This is a genomic window from Tumidithrix helvetica PCC 7403 (assembly GCF_965232925.1).
In the GTDB taxonomy this organism is placed as follows: Bacteria; Cyanobacteriota; Cyanobacteriia; order Pseudanabaenales; family Pseudanabaenaceae; genus Tumidithrix; species Tumidithrix helvetica.
Genome location: NZ_CBDDRA010000017.1, coordinates 60,728 through 77,616, shown reverse-complemented (window position 1 = coordinate 77,616; position 16,889 = coordinate 60,728). Strand labels below are relative to the sequence as shown.

Annotated in this window: 12 protein-coding genes; 6 read left to right on the top strand and 6 right to left on the bottom strand. The window is 46.4% G+C overall.

Going from position 1 to position 16,889, the window contains the following annotated elements:
* Positions 1 to 138 precede the first annotated feature (138 nt).
* Both aroC and ACP2WE_RS16155 read right to left on the bottom strand, forming a co-directional pair.
* Positions 139 to 1,224 (bottom strand): chorismate synthase, encoded by a 1,086-nt coding sequence (gene aroC / locus ACP2WE_RS16160; RefSeq protein ID WP_425216576.1) that lies wholly within the window; start codon positions 1,222 to 1,224, stop codon positions 139 to 141.
* 106 nt (positions 1,225 to 1,330) lie between these two features.
* Positions 1,331 to 2,278, bottom strand: a complete 948-nt coding sequence (locus ACP2WE_RS16155; RefSeq protein WP_425216575.1) for a LysR family transcriptional regulator — start codon at positions 2,276 to 2,278, stop codon at positions 1,331 to 1,333.
* Positions 2,279 to 2,488: 210 nt separating this feature from the next.
* On the opposite strand from ACP2WE_RS16155, the gene ACP2WE_RS16150 reads away from it, so the two are divergent.
* From ACP2WE_RS16150 to ACP2WE_RS16130, 5 genes are all read left to right on the top strand, one after another.
* Positions 2,489 to 2,956, top strand: coding sequence for a phosphate-starvation-inducible PsiE family protein (locus ACP2WE_RS16150; RefSeq protein ID WP_425216635.1), 468 nt, complete (start codon positions 2,489 to 2,491; stop codon positions 2,954 to 2,956).
* Positions 2,957 to 3,195: 239 nt separating this feature from the next.
* Entirely contained in the window at positions 3,196 to 3,318 is a 123-nt protein-coding gene (gene psbX / locus ACP2WE_RS16145; protein WP_425216574.1) for a photosystem II reaction center protein PsbX, read from the top strand.
* Positions 3,319 to 3,539: 221 nt separating this feature from the next.
* On the top strand, positions 3,540 to 4,232 hold the full coding sequence (locus ACP2WE_RS16140; protein WP_425216573.1) for a Ycf66 family protein: 693 nt from the start codon (positions 3,540 to 3,542) through the stop codon (positions 4,230 to 4,232).
* 104 nt (positions 4,233 to 4,336) lie between these two features.
* On the top strand, positions 4,337 to 5,953 hold the full coding sequence (locus ACP2WE_RS16135; RefSeq protein ID WP_425216572.1) for a serine/threonine-protein kinase: 1,617 nt from the start codon (positions 4,337 to 4,339) through the stop codon (positions 5,951 to 5,953).
* A gap of 689 nt (positions 5,954 to 6,642) precedes the next feature.
* Entirely contained in the window at positions 6,643 to 6,924 is a 282-nt protein-coding gene (locus ACP2WE_RS16130; RefSeq protein WP_425216571.1) for a GlsB/YeaQ/YmgE family stress response membrane protein, read from the top strand.
* A 59-nt stretch (positions 6,925 to 6,983) separates the two neighbouring features.
* Here ACP2WE_RS16130 and ACP2WE_RS16125 read toward each other — a convergent pair whose 3' ends face one another.
* Together ACP2WE_RS16125 and ACP2WE_RS16120 are read right to left on the bottom strand one after the other, a co-directional pair.
* Positions 6,984 to 9,506: a DUF5682 family protein gene (locus tag ACP2WE_RS16125; RefSeq protein ID WP_425216570.1), complete on the bottom strand. Its 2,523-nt coding sequence runs from the start codon at positions 9,504 to 9,506 to the stop codon at positions 6,984 to 6,986.
* A 98-nt stretch (positions 9,507 to 9,604) separates the two neighbouring features.
* Positions 9,605 to 10,459: a Uma2 family endonuclease gene (locus ACP2WE_RS16120; protein WP_425216569.1), complete on the bottom strand. Its 855-nt coding sequence runs from the start codon at positions 10,457 to 10,459 to the stop codon at positions 9,605 to 9,607.
* Positions 10,460 to 11,026: 567 nt separating this feature from the next.
* On the opposite strand from ACP2WE_RS16120, the gene ACP2WE_RS16115 reads away from it, so the two are divergent.
* Positions 11,027 to 11,572, top strand: coding sequence for an SgcJ/EcaC family oxidoreductase (locus tag ACP2WE_RS16115; RefSeq protein ID WP_425216568.1), 546 nt, complete (start codon positions 11,027 to 11,029; stop codon positions 11,570 to 11,572).
* Positions 11,573 to 11,650: 78 nt separating this feature from the next.
* Here ACP2WE_RS16115 and ACP2WE_RS16110 read toward each other — a convergent pair whose 3' ends face one another.
* Complete coding sequence (locus tag ACP2WE_RS16110; protein ID WP_425216567.1) at positions 11,651 to 12,811, bottom strand: ATP-binding protein; 1,161 nt, start codon at positions 12,809 to 12,811, stop codon at positions 11,651 to 11,653.
* Positions 12,812 to 12,948: 137 nt separating this feature from the next.
* A complete protein-coding gene (locus ACP2WE_RS16105) occupies positions 12,949 to 16,881 on the bottom strand; it encodes a DUF4132 domain-containing protein (protein ID WP_425216566.1) in 3,933 nt (1,310 codons plus the stop codon).
* Positions 16,882 to 16,889: the final 8 nt, after the last annotated feature.

Below are 16,889 nucleotides of genomic sequence, written 5' to 3'. Positions count from 1 at the left end.
GAATTAGGGGGATTGGATGGCGTGTACTTACCCCTAGGTATGCAGGCAATCTGGGGAAACCATTCCTGTTTCTAGGTTTAAAGATTTGGGCAACCACGGGGGGATTGCCCCTACGTGGCTTTAAAATCCGAACTTACATTAAAGATGCATTGCGATCGCTTTCTGCCTTAAATAATGATCGCAAATCGTAATGGCTACCATTGCTTCTACCATCGGCACAGCTCGGGGTAAAACACAGGGATCGTGGCGACCTTTGGCAATTAGCGTCGTTTCTTCGCCGCCAACCGTTACGGTTTTTTGCTCCTGCATAATCGTCGCCGTCGGCTTAAACGCAACCCGCATGATAATGTCTTCGCCATTGGAAATGCCGCCTTGGATGCCGCCCGAACGATTGGTAAGCGTGCGGAAGCGATCGCCTTCCATATAAAACTCATCGTTGTGTTCTTTCCCCGTCATCCGAGTCCCCTCAAAACCAGAGCCAATTTCAAAACCCTTTGTTGCAGGGAGTGACATCACAGCTTTGGCGAGATCGGCTTCCAACTTATCGAACACGGGATCGCCCAAACCAACGGGAACATTCCGCGCCACACATTCCAAAATACCACCGATGGAATTTCCCTCTCGCCGCATGGAATCAATCAGTTCGATCATCTTTTCTGCCATATCGGCATTGGGACAGCGCACAATATTACTTTCGACCTGCTCTAGGGTGACTGTATTGGGATCGATCGCTGCTTCTAAATCTTTAATCCGCTTGACATAGGCAATAATTTCTACGCCTGCGACTTGCTGGAGAATTTTCTTGGCGATCGCACCTGCGGCAACCCGACCAATCGTCTCTCTTGCTGAAGATCGTCCTCCCCCCTGCCAATTGCGAATTCCATATTTGGCTTGATAGGTGGCATCGGCGTGAGAAGGGCGAAACTTGTCTGCCATCTCGTTATAGTCTTGGCTGCGTGCATCTTTATTCCGCACGAGAATTGAAATCGGAGTTCCCGTAGTTTTGCCTTCAAACACACCAGAGAGAATTTCGCAGCGATCGTCCTCTTTGCGTGGTGTGGTGATTTTGCTCTGCCCCGGCTTGCGGCGATCGAGATCGACCTGAATTTCTGCTTCGCTAATTTCAATGCGCGGCGGACAACCATCAATGACGACGCCCACGCCGCCACCATGCGATTCACCAAATGTTGTAATCCGAAATAAATGCCCGAACGTACTGCCCATACTTAAGAATTTTAGTCATGCCAATAAAGCAGCATCCAAGACTGGAATACTGCTTGCCTAAGCTTATCAGTATTCCGAGCCTTATATCCCCAAGCCAAAGCTACAATTACCATAGAGAATTTTGCTCGATGATTTGTTTGCCTTCTCCTTGCAGATAGTTGAGAAATGCATTGGAAACCACCGATAGCTGTTTGCTGGCGAGGTGCATCACATGCCAATGGCACTGAATCGGAAAACCCTGCACATCTAGAACTGCCAACTGTCCTGTTGCGCCCTCTAGGGCGACTGTGTGGCGCGAGAGTATCGATATGCCTAAGCCCCCTGCGATCGCTTGCTTAATTGCCTCATTGCTAGCCAGTTCTAACTTGATCTTAAAATCAGTTTTATGCTCGTCAAATAGTTTCTGGACAAACCGTCGCGTCCCTGAGCCTGATTCACGCATGATAAACGGCTCATCCGCCAATCTCTGCAAGGGAATATTGGTCTCATGGGCAAGGGGATGATTGCGCGCAGCTAAAACCACCAAAGGATTTTCTAAAAATGGATAGGATGTGATATCAATATCTGTAGGCAACTGGCTGAGAATGTACAGATCGTCTTTATTCTCAGAAAGGCGATCGATAATGCCATTGTGATTGGTGACTTTTAGAGAAACATCAATGCCTGGATAGCGTTGGCAAAATGGGCCGAGCAATCTAGGAATTACATACTTGGCAGTAGTAACCACCGCAATTTTTAGATGCCCCTGTTTTAGTCCCTTCATGTCGGCAACGGTCATCTCATATTGAGACAGCTTTGTGAAGATTTCTTGACAGGTACTAAAAAGCTCCTTACCTGCATTGGTGAGAAATAGTCGTTTGCCCACCTGCTCGAACAGCGGAATCCCAATCACTTTTGTTAGTTGCTTGATTTGCATCGATACTGTGGGCTGCGTGAGATACAACTCCTCGGCGGCGCGAGTATAACTGCCATGGCGGGCAGCAACCTCAAACACCTGAAGTTGATGCAGCGTAATTTGATTAGACAGATGCGTGTCTAGCAAGCGATGAGCCATAAATTTTGCGATCCCGAGGATCTGAACCCTAGATATAGATACTTATCTATGAAAATTATACTAAATAATAGCCTTATGTCTATGATTTTTTAAATAATCATCAACTTAAATAAATAATCCCCGCTAGTAAGCTGAACTACTGCCGAAAGCGATCGCATTCCTGTAGGATGGCGTGAGCACGAGCTTTCATTCCCCATCTAAGTGTCTATGATGCGACGGTTTAAGCACCTATTTTCCCAATTCCTCGGTTCGACAAGCGACCAAAATTTCCTACGCTTCATTCACCTGATCGAAAATCTCGTCTCTAAGGTCTTGGCGATCGGGATGATTGTCGTAATTTTATTTGCCGTGATCGATTTGGGGCGCTTTTTGATTAACGATCTTCAGGCTAGCAATGGTGCGCCTTTGCTAAAGCACTTAATTGAAATTTTTGGGCTGTTTTTAAATATTTTGATTGCTCTCGAGATTTTAGAAAATATTGCAGCCTATCTACGCAAACACGCTATTCAACTGGAGTTGGTCATTATTACAGCCCTAACGGCTGTCGCTCGGAAAATTATTATCTATGATAGTAAAGAGGCAGGTGGTGACTATACAGGGCTTGCCTTCGCTATTCTCTCGCTCTCGATCAGCTATTGGATTGTGCGTCATGTTAATCGTAACCAACCAGAGGAGTAATGCAGGGGCAGTGCCACCTGATTTTTCATATGTCTACCCCGTGGGATCTAGGATATTAGGGCAACTATAGGAAGATTGCTAGTGAATAGCATCAATGTTCTGGATTACCTGATTTATCCAATATTTATGCTGTAACTGGAAAACTTGAATCACAAAGCTTGCTAATCGTTAGAGCCTGAGTTAGAGGTTGTGGTGTTAAAATCAATAGTAAATTTTTGATTTATAGGAATATTTTTTGTATGACACCTTCATTAGCAAATTTACTCTGGAGCCTACTATGGGGCGCAATCATTGTTGTTGTTCCCGCTACGGTTGCCTTACTTTGGATTAGCCAAAAAGATAAAGTAGTGCGACGCGGTTAAGATTGGGGCTTCGATACGGGAGACCCAGGGGCTAGAATTTTAGATTGAGATAAGTTGATCGAGTTCTAGAACCAGTCACCGTATCGATAAGCTAAAGAGCGTTATTTAAGGGTTAGGGTATACTTTGGTTACAGTTCTGCGTCATAACAGGTAGCGGCTACAACATATGCAGGTATTAGGAGACATCAAGCAACATGATTAACATAGGTGGAAATCCACTGATGATCATCTTGGCTATCGTTGCGGCTCTGGGCGGAGTAGGACTTTATTTTGTCCGCAATTTCCGACCTGAGTTAGCAAGAGACCACGATATCTTCTTCTCGGCGATCGCGCTTGTGTACGGCATTATTTTGTTAGCCTTTAATTTCCGTATGGAAATTACTACGCAGTTGGCTCAGGTCTTAGTCGTGGGCTTTGCGGGTTGGTTCGCTGTTGAATCTTTGGTTTTACGGCAGGCACTAGCAAGTCAAGCCAGACGTTCATCAACCCCTAACCCTGTGATGGATATGGATGACGATCCAATTGGTTCTGATTACCGCGTTGAGATCGATCCATCCCGTGAAATTTCTGCTCGACGCGACCGCAATACTCGCCGTATGCGTGGCTCAGCCCCAAGCGATTCGACCTCAGAGTTAAGAGGGGATGTCGAACAAGAACGTCGCACTAAACGTTCGAGGCGTGGCAATGAGCCCGTCATTGATATCGATGAGGATGATATCCGTCCTGTCAACCCTAAGCGTCGTCCTCGACCCAGCTCTGATGCTAAAAATGGTCGCGAAAACCGCGATCGCGATATGGGTAGTGAGAGTGATGACGAAATTCGTGGAGCCTCATCCTCAAGACGGAGAAGGTCTACTTCTAAACCAACAAGTTCCGAGCCCGATGCGGAAGTGAATGACTTTGATGACTTTTAACTCATTGATTGAACTTAACTTTTCTGGCAAAGTTTAGTCTAGACGTTTAGGCAACGCTATGAATTGACTGCTATAAAACCCTTATTAGGGAACGAGATCTAACTGTGAGCTACTGCGTCAACCCTACCTGCACTCATCCAGAAAACTCGCACCAAGAGCTTGTGTGTGCCTCTTGCGGTAATGCTTTGAGATTGCGCGATCGCTATCGTGCCAGCCGTCCTTTGGGGAAAGGCGGTTTTGGGGCGACCTTTTTAGCAGCGGATGAGGGACTACCTGGCTATCCCTCCTGCGTAATTAAACAACTGCGACCCAATACGCAGTCTGCCAGCGTGTTAAAGATGGCGCGGGAGCTATTTGAGCGTGAAGCTACGACATTGGGGAGAATCGGTAGCCATCCCCAAATTCCACGTTTAGTTGACTACTTTGAAGAAGAGGGCAACTTTTATCTGGTTCAAGAGTATGTTGAAGGCGAGACGCTTAAGCAAGAATACGAGCGGCGGGGTATTTTTAACGAGATTGAGATCCGCAAGGTTTTAACAGAAATCTTACCCGCGCTTGGGTTTATGCATGAAAATGGCGTAATCCATCGCGATATTAAACCTGCCAACATTATTCGACGGAAACAAGACGGACAACTTGTCCTGATTGATTTTGGGGCTGTGTCTAGTCAGGTCAATAAAACGACGATCGACGAGGATGATGAAGATCCGAGCGGGCTATTGACGAACTTTGCCATTGGTACGCCAGGGTTTGCACCACCCGAACAAATGGCAATGCGCCCAGTTTTTTCTAGTGATATTTACGCCACTGCCATGTGTTGTATGTATCTGATGACAGGGCGATCGCCAAAAGATTTTCCCCATGACCCCTTTACTGGTGAAATTAACTGGAAATCTCAGGTACAGGTCAGCGAGAATCTCAAAGCTGTATTTGACAAGATGCTTCAACAGTCTGTGTCACAGCGCTTTCGCTCTGCGGCTGAAGTTCTCAGTGCGATCGAAACCAAACCTGCACAGGCTCCAGATGCAGGTGCGATGCAGTCTATATCTCCAACTAGCCAATATCAGTCGATCGCCCCCTCAAAACCACCCATCCCAAACTCTCGCATTCAACCTGGGCGAAGCATCTCATCGAATACCGATCTAACTGGGGGTATGTTTACGACCTCAGACAACACGCGATCCCAAGCCAAAACTGGAGATTTAAAAGGCGGCAGACGGGTAATTGTTGAGTATGGTCACGGCAAGCGCAATTTTGCTAACCAAGAACTAAGTAAGATTTCCCTTGGCAGTGCTTCTCTGGCAGGAATTGTCATGAGTCGCTCAAAATTGGTCGAAGCCGATCTCTGCCATGCCGATCTGACCAATGCTAGCTTTCAAGGTGCAAATATGGCACAGGCTAAGCTAAACGGGACAAACCTCAGAGATGCCAAGATGCAACGGGTGGTTTTGTTTAAGGCAGACCTTGGTAGCGCTTCTCTAATTCAAGCAGATTTGCGAGAAGCCAACTTGCAATCTGCCTATATGAGTAAGACGGATTTATCAGGAGCTAATTTGAGTGGTGCCAACTTGAAAGGAGCATACATGACACAGGCAAACCTGCGGGGGGCAAACCTATGTGGTGCTGATTTAAAGGGGGCAAAAGTTTCAGACGAGCAGTTATCGCTTGCCAAAACCAACTGGGCTACCATTCGTCCAGATGGCTCCAAGCGACTATTCTAAGCTGTTATAGTAATCAGGCATCATTCATCAAGGCTAAGACATCCGATTGATTGTTTTGAAGACAATGACTTCACTAATTATCATTGCTTCCCCTTAGCTTTTGAGGCGTTAACCTTTGCCATAATCAAAGTGCATTTATTATCGATATGCACTATGTTTTTGCATTTAGGATCGCAAATTGATTAATACCAATTTCTCTTGAAATTGCGACAGATCGGGTTTTGTGTTCCGCGCGGAGCGCAGTCTTTTCAAAAAGATGCGTTGCATCACTTTTTGAAAATGGTATAAAGTATAATTCTTTCAAAGTGTAATTCTTTCGCAGTAATTGGCACTTTAACCAATGCATCTTTGTGGCTGGAATTGCAGATAATTTAATCCATAATCCTTAGCATACGATTTCCCCGAATTCTGCATTTGCCCCTTTTATGACGATCGCTATAGCAATCCGATCTGATTTGTCAGAGCAGAAAATTCTTGTAGAGTTCATTTCGCAAAACCCTGTCTCACGATTGATTTAGGATTGCTATATAGATTAGGTGATTTTTTTGACTCAATCAACAATTCAAACATGAAAACAAACATGAGATTGTCATAATCGGCGTTATTAATATCGATGAAGATGCCATGTCTAAGATGAAATATGTGAATGACGCGACTAGCGAACTGAATCTATCTGAAGGGGATTTGTCATGACCATCTCACTAGTGGGTCTGATAATTCTCGTCGCGATCGCGGCTGTTTGCGGTGCTATTGGAAGAGCGATCGCGGGAAACGTTCGCGGCGGATTAATCGTCTCAATCGCCCTTGGCTTCATCGGCACCCTTCTTGGACCTTGGGTTGCTCAATTGCTCAAACTCCCAGAACCTTTCTTGGTCACTATCGATGGACGCCCTTTCCCGATTCTGTGGTCAATTATCGGAGCCGCTCTTTTTGTGGCGATCGTTCACCTATTTTCACGTCGAAGGTGGTAGCTGGCAAGCGTTGGAAGAGCAAAATAGAAGAGGATTGGCTGTTTTAAGAGAAATTGGTATTACAGAATCAAGCGATCGTGTTGAAGGGATTCTGTGAGTAGCTGTTCTAGGCGTAGACCAAACTGTAAGTCGGCTTCCGTAAAGTGACGATTTGTGAGATCGCCCAGTTCTGTTTTGAGATCGCCCTCTTCTCGATAAAAAGCAGCAACGATCGCAGCGACCTTATCGGTTTCTCTAGGGGTTAAATCTGCAAATGCCAAACGGAACTCTGGTAGGACGTGCAGAAACTCGTCATCATCCCAAACCTGAAGTTGGGCGTCGATCGCTTCTAAAAGGCGCGATACATTCCACGCCACCTCGCGGCAGGTATAGAGAAGTCCTCGCAAAAAGCCCGCCCCACCTGTAATCTGTCCAGAGGTTCCTGATGGCGAAGAACTTCCTATGGAACTCTGAAGATATCCCATCCCTAGGGTCACAATTTCTGACTCGGATAGCAACCCCGCACGATACAAGATGCCTGCGGCTCCTCCAGCGACGGTGGGATGGCTCTGCGGTGTGGCTAACAAATGATGGAGTCCGTCATAAAATAGATCGGGATCGAAGGTTGCAGAATCGCTCTGGAACAATTCTTGAACTGTTCCAAATCTGCCTAAAATGCTCATCACTTCTTCCTCAGAGCAATTAGAAAGATCGGGCAGCAAATAGCAGAGGCGTTGATAGGCGATCGCACTCAATGCGGGGATCTGGATGAGGTCATGGGCTTCCAAAGGTTCGCGAGATTGCCATAGCAAGACCAACTGACTTACAGCATCGACCAAAGACATAAAAGCAGGATCTTCGGCGATATTGGTGGCAATCAAGTCCAATAGGCGATCCGTATGGGCATGTAAGCCCATGCGACATGCCGAGAGTAAGATACGCACAGCTTCTAAGGCCGATCGCGATTTCCCCATCTCTTCCAATTGGGCGATCGCCTGTTGCAAGAGATAAACTGCGGCGGTTTCGAGGGTGGTTCCATACAGCGATCGCTCGATTAAACTGCTCTCTGTCTGGGGGATCCAACGATATTCCCAGACTTCTTGCAGGCGATCGAGTTGTCTGCCTTGGACAAAATCAGGCCCCGCGACGATGCGTGCAAACGGAATCTCTAAGAAATGCAGGGCATGTAAAAAACGACTAGCTTGGCGATGGGCAACTTTCCGATAAATATCTAGGGTGAGCGACTGCGGTAGGGAGGTATCAATTTTAAAGCGCAAATGACGGGCGATCTCGCGAAAATCATTCACAATCGGCGGAACTCCCACATCAGGTGGTAAATCCCCGATGCGATCGCCTGTCAACATCTGCCTTACCAGACTCATCAAGATCGTACCTTCGCCATCCATAGCTCCCTTGACAAAGCAACTGCGAATGCCATCGAGCAAGTCCTCTCGGGTGGGGGCTTGATGATGGCGAAAGGCGGCAAGACGGCGGGCTTGTTCTAGGGCAGCGATCGCATCGGCAGTAGAGAGTGCAGTTCCTGTAGTTTGGGCTCGGGTCTTGTTACCAATTTCCACTAAAATCTGATTGGCTGTTTCTAACAAAGGATTGGAAGTTCCTTTCTGCAATTCTTGCCAGAAGCGCTGATAAAACTCAGGGGCAGGCATACCTGCACCGTAACCATTGAGGGCATCCAATTGCTCAAAGCTATACCGCATTAATACGGTTTGTCCTTCTTCGGGTTTTAGAACGAGTTTGGGTAGAGGTTGAATAGATTCTTGTAAAAATGGCAACGCCACAGTATGAAATCCCCCCGTAATCACGAGGATCTTTTGTGCGGGTTGCATCTTTTGCTGAGTCGGTTGAATTATCGATTGAATTGCCGATGCCATCGCTCGTTCTCTTGCCAACGTTCCATCTGACTCTAGGATTGGTTCTGGCGAGTCAAGTCTTGCCATAAAGCAATAGGCTGCGACATTTTGGATAAAGTTAGAGGTGGAAGTCGCCTTAAAATTCGCTTCAAACAGGTGATCCCAGAGGTCATCGACATCGCGGCAACCCGTCTTTTTTGCTAAAGCTGTCAGATAGGCGCTGCGTCGAAAATAGCTCTCTTCCAATAACGCGCGGGTTTGTGTCGCACGATCGAGGTTCGGATGTTTATGGGAAGCGATCGCTTGTTGAGCAAAGGTCAAATCGATAAATTCAAGCTTGGCATTCACAGAGGCGCCCACTCGCAAAGCTACGAGTTCGGGAGAATAGTCGCAAAAGGGATAATATCCTGCAAATCTCTGGGCATCGGAGCTAAGCGAATCCCCCTCTGGCATATCTCCCAATCGCTTAGCCGTATCAATATAGGTCGTATAGACGGCAAAGGGTGCTTTTGCCCGTTCGTGCAGCATAAATGGAATCAGCTCCGTCATGTCGGCGGGGCCTTCGATTAAAATGACCGCAGGCTTTTCAGTGAGGATGAGCTGTTGGATATGCCAAGCACAAGCAGGGCTATGATGCCGAATCGGGAAGAAAATCAGATTGTTTTTGGCGCACTCTGTCAGCGATCGCAGGAAGAGATCGAGTTCTTGAGGATTAGGAGCGAAATTTTTCATAACGATCGGCGATCGCCTACGGTACATGAATATCAAGGTAACTCAATCGCCCGAATTTATTGAGGCGATTCCTTACAGGCTGCCTACTGCCGCTACTATCAAATCTCATCAGGATTGATACCCATCGACCTCAAGTAAGCGGCAAGTCTCTCTTTTTGTTGACGTTCTTGCTCGGCAATCGTTTCAGCCTGCTGTCGAGCAAACTCTGCCTGTTGTTGAGCAAACTCCGCCTGTAACCGAGCCTGCTTTTCAGCGATCGCTCGTTCATCGCCAGTCAGAAGTAAATTTCCATCCGCATCCCACCAACGCAGCCAAGGAACAGGAGTCTCTTCTATTCCAAATAGGATGCCTAGCTCTACACCCAAAAAAGATATGGGATAATGTCCGCGAGTATTGGGTTGAATTAGTTCGTATCGTCCATCTACAAGGTGATATACCTCTACGGAAGCTTTCCTAACTTCATAAATCGCATAAAAAGGGATGCGGATTGCCTGTTCGTAAACCCAGAATTTCCCTGCTTTTTCGCTTTCGCTTGGAGGTGTCTTTTCTCTCTCTTCAGAGCCATCTCCAGAAACAAACTCGATCGCGATGAAGGGCGCAACAATCTCTTTCCACAACACATAAGAGCGACGATATTCTCCATTAAGAAGCGCTGGTACGTTAGGAACGTAAAACCAGTCTGGAGCTTCTGCACCTCTCTCAGGTGGCTCGGTCAATCGCCAGTAAATACCGCTATCTTGACCGATGCAATAGCGTCCATCGGGATGTAGTTTTTGTAGAACTGGCTCGATGGAACTCGTTAATACTAAGCTTTGTGGGTGTTCTTGGAAATTCTTCACAAAAGTACCATCTGACTCTGGTAGTTGCGTATGATCGGGGAGGCTGATTTGGGATGTTTGAACGGGTGGAGATGAGATAGTAGTAGGCATAATCAGTGCTTGAGTACTTTCCATAGTAACTCCGAGAGACATGTTGGCTTAACTTTAACATAGTAACCAGTTTGTAGTCGCTACAAATCCCATAAGAAATCGTAGACCGTAATCTAAATAAGGGTTCGTTGCATTTTCTTCTCAGCAAGGGACTTCTGTTCGTGTTTAGTAGTCCATCGATTTTGCCATATTGGTTCATCTACGAGCATCAAGCGGCGATTTCCAGCTTGACCATGCAGCGATCGTCACCCTTAGTAACAGTCTTGTGTTTTCTCTTCGAATTAGGAGATTGCCGAACGATCTATTCAGTAGAAAATGAACTTATACCAATTTCTCTTGAAATTGCGACAGATCGGGTTTTGTGTTCCGCGCTCCGCGCGGTCTTTTCAAAAAGATGCGTTGCATCACTTTTTGAAAATGGTATTACACAGGTATTTGTTGTGGCGATTTCTAGAGGAGGGATGGAATCATGGTCGCGTTTGTCTAATGATTATCATATCTAAAAATCTATGATAAATATATTTTCAATAGACTTTAACCTATGCTAATAATTATATAATCTCAAATAAATTAAGTAAATTTTTCAGCATTATGATGAATTCTTTAAAAAAGATTGTTTTAGTTGGTTGTGTAGCTGGGGTTTCGTTTAGCGGACTTGTTGGTGGCGCGATCGCCGATGAGACTCCTTTAAGAAAGTCAGTCGTTCCTGCTTCTGTTACATCCGCAGATCCATCGGTACGGCAAGCTTATGAGACCTGGGTAAGCACTGTTGGGGCTGCCAACTGCAACCCTGTACCTGTATTAGCGCTTTATGACAAAGATGCAATTCTGCTTGCTACGCTTTCTTCTACGGTGCGAGAGAATAGTAAGAACCAACTGCGTCCATATTTTGAGAAATTTACCTGTCTTCCTAACCTTAAAGGTACTACCAATCAAATTCTGACTAGAAGTTTTGGCGATACGGCAATTAACTCAGGGATTTATACCTTTACCTACACAGGTACAGATGGGAAAACTGTCAGCGTTCCAGCAAGGTTTAGTTTTACCTACAGAAAGGTGAATGGAAAATGGTTGATTGTCGATCACCACTCTTCTGTTGTTCCTAAAGATATCGTAGTGGTTGAAAAGAAGAACTAAACTGAAAGCCCAGCGATAGACGAGACGGTTATGTCCGATCGCTCGTCTGCAAATAAGCTTCCCAAAATTGATGGTGAATTACCGCAACCATTTCCGTGCTTTGTAATAAGTTTCCCAGATCGGGAATTTTTGCGCCCTCGCCTTGACCACGACATCAAAATAGTGTTTGAGCTTCTTGGCATCTTCGGGGTTGTCTTTGAGAACCGTACCCACGAGATTTCGTACAATATGTTCGCCTTCGATCGCACCGTTACCAAAATAACAGGCATCCAAGCCCGCAGATACACCCACAGCTACGGCTTCGGCGGTGGACATGACCGTAGAAGGACGTTCGATCACGGTTCCCTCTTCGGTTCTGCCTTCTCTCAGATCGTGGAATGTGGTGACGAGTAAATCGATCACATCAATATCTAAGTTCACGTTCGCTTCGGCATCTGCCAGTAATGCTTGGGTTTGTTCCATCACCAGCTTGAGTTCTAACTTTTTGTCAGAGATCGGTTTGACCGTCTCAAAGTTAAAGCGACGTTTGAGCGCGCTGGACATATCATGCACACCGCGATCGCGTATATTTGCCGTAGCGATAATATTAAATCCTTTTTTGGCAAATAGAATCGAATCATTGTCGGCTAGTTCTGGAATATGCAGAACTTTATCCGAGAGAATGCTGACGAGGGCATCTTGAATCTCAGGCGGACAGCGGGTGATTTCTTCAAAGCGCACGAGTTTGCCAGCTTTTAAGCCTGTGTAAAGGGGAGAAGGAACCAGCGCTTGCAGGCTCGGCCCCGCCGACAGCAATAGGGCAAAGTTCCATGAGTATTTGATTTGATCTTCGGTCGTACCTGCGGTTCCCTGAATTGTATTGGTGGAATCCCCTGCGATCGCAGCAGACAGCAATTCCGAAAGCATCGACTTTGCCGTACCAGGTTCGCCTACGAGCATCAAGCCGCGATTTCCCGCTAGCGTGACGATGCAGCGATCGACGAGGGCATCATCGCCATAAAATTTTTCTGTAATGACGGTGCTGGTCTTTTTGTTTTGCCATTTATGGGAGAGGGCTTTGCCATCGGAGCCTAGAATAAACTTACGCACGGCACGGGGCGAGAGCAACCAACCTGGGGGCTTGGCATCAGTATCGGTGGCAGCAAGAGCGTGCAGTTCCTGAGCAAATCTGACTTCAGCAGGCGATCGCACTGCATTTTGGATGTCTGGTTGCTTGTCTTTTTGAATTTCTGTGGTCATAGTGGTTTAAGTGAAAAAATTGAGACGATCGCAAACCCTTGAAAGACCCCTCCCCTAGCCCCTCCCCGACACGGAGAGGGGAATTGGATTGAAGCCCCCTTCCCTCACAGGGAAGGGGGTTGGGGGGTAGGTCTGTTTTAATAGGCGGATTTCTTTTGCCAGTCGGGATCGTAGCCTGTGCCTTGAGCGGCGATCGCTTTTAGATCGTTCCAGACCTCGCTGAGTAGAACGGGGGGGATTTCGATTAAAGGCAGTGCGGGTTGGCGATAGTAATAGTCTTGCGTATTTTCTTCGAGTCTTTGGAAAGAGAGCTTCTCTAAGGCGGCGGGTCTGTTCTCTTCGGGTAAAAAGTTACCTGTAAATTGAATCACCGCTTCTAATTTTAGACCTGCGAAGGATTTGCGATAATCGTAGAACCAGCCACCATCTTGGGCTTGTCCTCTGGTATAGCCTAACTTGGTTGCCTTGCCGCGAATTTGGAATGTCTCTACCATATATCCCTCAAAGTCAGAGATCTCTGTGGTTTGGGCTTTCTCCTCAGGTAGGATATAGGTATCTTGCCCAAATTGGGAAAATAGGGGAACGACCTCGTAATCGGCAAAATGAGTCTGCCACGATCCAGAGAGTTCGCGATCTAAGAGACTGGCATGGGCGAGGCGGATCGTAGCTTCAGGGGGAATTGTGACGGCATTGTCTTCGACATCGGTGAGCGTGCCATCCTCTAAGGGGCGGAAGGTTTGCGAGATCGCCTCGCCATTATAGACAGACCAGACAAGGGCTTGGCAATAGCGAGAGATTACAGGATGTTTGTTGAGGAATAAATCCCAATCGCGGAATTGCCACGATCGCTGCGTGCACATGGCTTCGTACAAGCGTTCTTTTTGGAGCGTGAGTAAAGATTTTAGCTGTTTCTTAGCATCCGAGAGCAATTTCTTGGCTTCCTTAACAGCCTCGGCATCCTCGTCTTTGCGGGGTTCGGGCAGCGATTTGATCGCCTTACCTTCGGGGTTGTAAAGCACAAAGCTAAAATCTCGATCTAGTTTGGCTGTGAATTTGCGGCAGGATGCATCCTGACTGGAATCGCCATACTCTAGGACTAGTTCGGCTTTCTCGTCAAATCCCAAGGTGGGAATCGTGCGATCGCCGAGTTCGTCGGTTGACCATCCTTTGCGATCGGCAAGGATTTCCACGCATTTCTGCGCTTCTTCTTGAATGCTCTTGGTGCGAAAGCGTTTTGCCACCGAGAGCAGTAATTGAATTGCGCTAAAGTCCTCTACCCAAACCAGCATTTGCAATAAAGCCATACATTGCGCCGCACGCCTGCCGTAATAGGTCTGTAGATAGTTGCTGACGAAGGGAATTACGGATGCACCACCACAGGACGCAACCATCGCCAGTACGCCTTTTTCTTTAATCGCACTGCCTTTGAGTTGAGCGAGAAATTGATTGACATGGGTGCGATGCAACTGGGCTTCGGTGATGGTTAGGGTATTTAATCGCTGTTGCCACTGATAAGCCGCCATTTGCCGCGCATAGGTTTCTGCCTGTTCGGCAGTGTAATGCTTGGAGCTTTGATACTGTTGCAGGAGCTGTTGATAGATTTCCTCTTCGGTATCGGGCGTGCGACTGAGAAACTGCTGATGGTAAGCCCACATCGAGGCAGTCTGGGGTTTTGCCAAGTCGTCGGCTTCTTGATAGGTATATTTGGGAATCGTATCCTGTCCGATCCAAGCTTGGAGAACGAACTTGCCTAGGTCTTCGCGATCGCTTTTCTTGAAATAAGAAACATAGCGATTTACTAAAGGGCTAGGTTCGGCGGTTTTTTGTTTGTAGGCTTGGAGAATAATCCAAGTAAGAATCTCGCGATCCACGGGCGCGTTGCTGTCTTCCCAACGCACGACAGGTAGATTGTCAAAGGGGAACCATGCCAGCGCATCTGGAATTCCTTTTTTGAGCCCAGCTTTTGCCTCCGCTTGCAAGCCTGCGCGATCGAGAAACTCTTCCACGGATGCACCGAGCTTTTCGAGGCTTCGGATCAGAGCGTCCTTAACGAGTTCGCTTTTCTCGGTCTTGAGCGCTGCTTTAATGACATCAATAGCATTGGGAATTGCCAAACGACTCATCCAATCGGCAGCGGCAATGCGAATTTCGGCACTGCGATCGCTTAATGCCTTCATTACTTTCTCAGGCGTATCGGATAAATTCTCTAGACAACGCTGTGCCAGAGGTTTTTCCGACTTAGAATTACCTAGCGCAATCTCCCATAAAACTGGTCTCAGATTAGTTGGAGGTTCTGGGAACTTATCTAAAATCTGGAATACAGTTTGTCTCTGGGCGTTTTTACCGTAATGATAGGTGGATTTTGAAGTGGGCTGAGGTTTTAGGATTTCTTCGAGAAGATGTAACCTCTCTTGGAAATATGGATAGCTCGAATCTTTAACCCAATCGAATCGGTCGATCGACCCTTTGCCTTGGTAAGGATCTAGAAATGTCAAGCCAATAGTATTTTCATCCATCTCTAAAGCCTTAAATACAGCCGCTAAATCTCGCAAACCGAACTGAATCCCTCTTGCTTTTTGATAGTCTGAGAGATACCCAATCGCCCAAGAATTGAGAGCACAGCGCTTGTATTTATTGCGATCGCTTAGATCTATAAAATTAATCTGTCCCAGCACCACTAAAAATCGCACGGCATGGATAAGTTCGAGGTCGGGAGTCTCTAAGAAAGCCTTAATAAATTGTTGGTGGGAATTGATCAGCCAGTTTCCCTGCATAATTTGGGGATTGTTCGCACAATCTTTGCCCAGTGCAATTTGGAGAATATCAAAAAAGCTATCTATTTGGCTGGATTTTAACGATTGTGGTGGTTTTAGCCAGCTTTGCTGGGCTTTATTCGTCTGGTAGTGGGCTTCAGAGGCTTGGTAGGATTGATGCATGAGTTCCTCTAGCCTAATTTTGACGCTTTCAGGTAATGGAGCTTTTAGCTGGATTTCTGGCAACGGAGGAAATGCAGGTTCTGATTCGGGAGATTGAGAAGATTCAATAGATGTAGGTGCTTCGAGGATTTCGGCGATCGCATCTTTTACTTTCTGAGCTTTCTCAAGGTTGAGGCGTTCCTTTAAGAAATCATGATTCTGCTCTTGAGTTCCCAATAATTTAACCGCATGGAAACGCTCGTCTGCTTTGCCTTTGGTGGCGAGATTTTCTAAACTAGGAATGGCAAGCTCGAAATTCTTTTGGATAATTACCTCAGCTAAAGTTCTTACGGATTTTGCGGAACTGACAGCGAGAGATGCGATCGCTTCGACAAAACTAGCGATCGGAATTTGGCGATCCTTCATAATCTCTAAAGCCAAGATTTTCTGTTTGGAGTTTGTATGCGTGAGCGCTTCATGGATGACATCGAGGTACTGGAGCGAATATTCCGAGAAATCCTTTAAAGCACAAGCGATCTGCGATAAATTTCTAGCTTGATAATCATCAGGGGGGGCCAAATAAGCGATACGAGCCAATCTGTCGGGCTTCTCTTCTGCTAAAACGAGCATCTCTGCAATTGTTTTGGCACTGACATTGAGCTTATCCTTACCAAGATCTGGATTGTGGTACATTTCATTCCCAGCGATCGCTTGCAGGAAAGCAGTTAACCAATTCGTCGGAGCGTTGCCATAAGACACGAAAATGGTGTGAATACTATTAAATGGGAGTTTATAGACTTGAGCTAGGCGAAAATAGAAAGGAGCATCTTGAATCGTTATTTTTTTCCAGAACTTCGATCTTGCCTTTGCTGACTTTTCCCACTTGTTGTGAAACTGACTTTGTAAATCTAGTGTAGCTTGCAACTGTTGAACTGTTTGTGTTTGTTGATTCTGGTTCTGGAATGTCGATTGCGCTGCTTTAATCGCAGCGGGCGGTACCTGTAAAGCCTCTTCATCACTGCCATCTAAAACGTACTGCAAGAGGCGATCGCGCATCTCTTCATCACTCAATACGATCTCAAATCGTTTAAAGTCTTCCAAAAGTAGGTCTATGATTTGCTCAGATAAACCAAGGGGATTATTAAATTGCGTCATATTGAGCC

What these genes read in the sequence shown, in the direction of transcription:
- ACP2WE_RS16110 (WP_425216567.1), bottom strand. Translation starts at nt 12,811, where the DNA reads ATGACCACAGAAATTCAAAAAGACAAGCAACCAGACATCCAAAATGCA.
- ACP2WE_RS16140 (WP_425216573.1), top strand. Translation starts at nt 3,540, where the DNA reads ATGATCATCTTGGCTATCGTTGCGGCTCTGGGCGGAGTAGGACTTTAT.
- aroC (WP_425216576.1), bottom strand. Translation starts at nt 1,224, where the DNA reads ATGGGCAGTACGTTCGGGCATTTATTTCGGATTACAACATTTGGTGAA.
- ACP2WE_RS16125 (WP_425216570.1), bottom strand. Translation starts at nt 9,506, where the DNA reads ATGAAAAATTTCGCTCCTAATCCTCAAGAACTCGATCTCTTCCTGCGA.
- ACP2WE_RS16115 (WP_425216568.1), top strand. Translation starts at nt 11,027, where the DNA reads ATGATGAATTCTTTAAAAAAGATTGTTTTAGTTGGTTGTGTAGCTGGG.
- ACP2WE_RS16150 (WP_425216635.1), top strand. Translation starts at nt 2,489, where the DNA reads ATGCGACGGTTTAAGCACCTATTTTCCCAATTCCTCGGTTCGACAAGC.
- ACP2WE_RS16120 (WP_425216569.1), bottom strand. Translation starts at nt 10,459, where the DNA reads ATGGAAAGTACTCAAGCACTGATTATGCCTACTACTATCTCATCTCCA.
- ACP2WE_RS16155 (WP_425216575.1), bottom strand. Translation starts at nt 2,278, where the DNA reads ATGGCTCATCGCTTGCTAGACACGCATCTGTCTAATCAAATTACGCTG.
- ACP2WE_RS16105 (WP_425216566.1), bottom strand. Translation starts at nt 16,881, where the DNA reads ATGACGCAATTTAATAATCCCCTTGGTTTATCTGAGCAAATCATAGAC.
- ACP2WE_RS16130 (WP_425216571.1), top strand. Translation starts at nt 6,643, where the DNA reads ATGACCATCTCACTAGTGGGTCTGATAATTCTCGTCGCGATCGCGGCT.
- psbX (WP_425216574.1), top strand. Translation starts at nt 3,196, where the DNA reads ATGACACCTTCATTAGCAAATTTACTCTGGAGCCTACTATGGGGCGCA.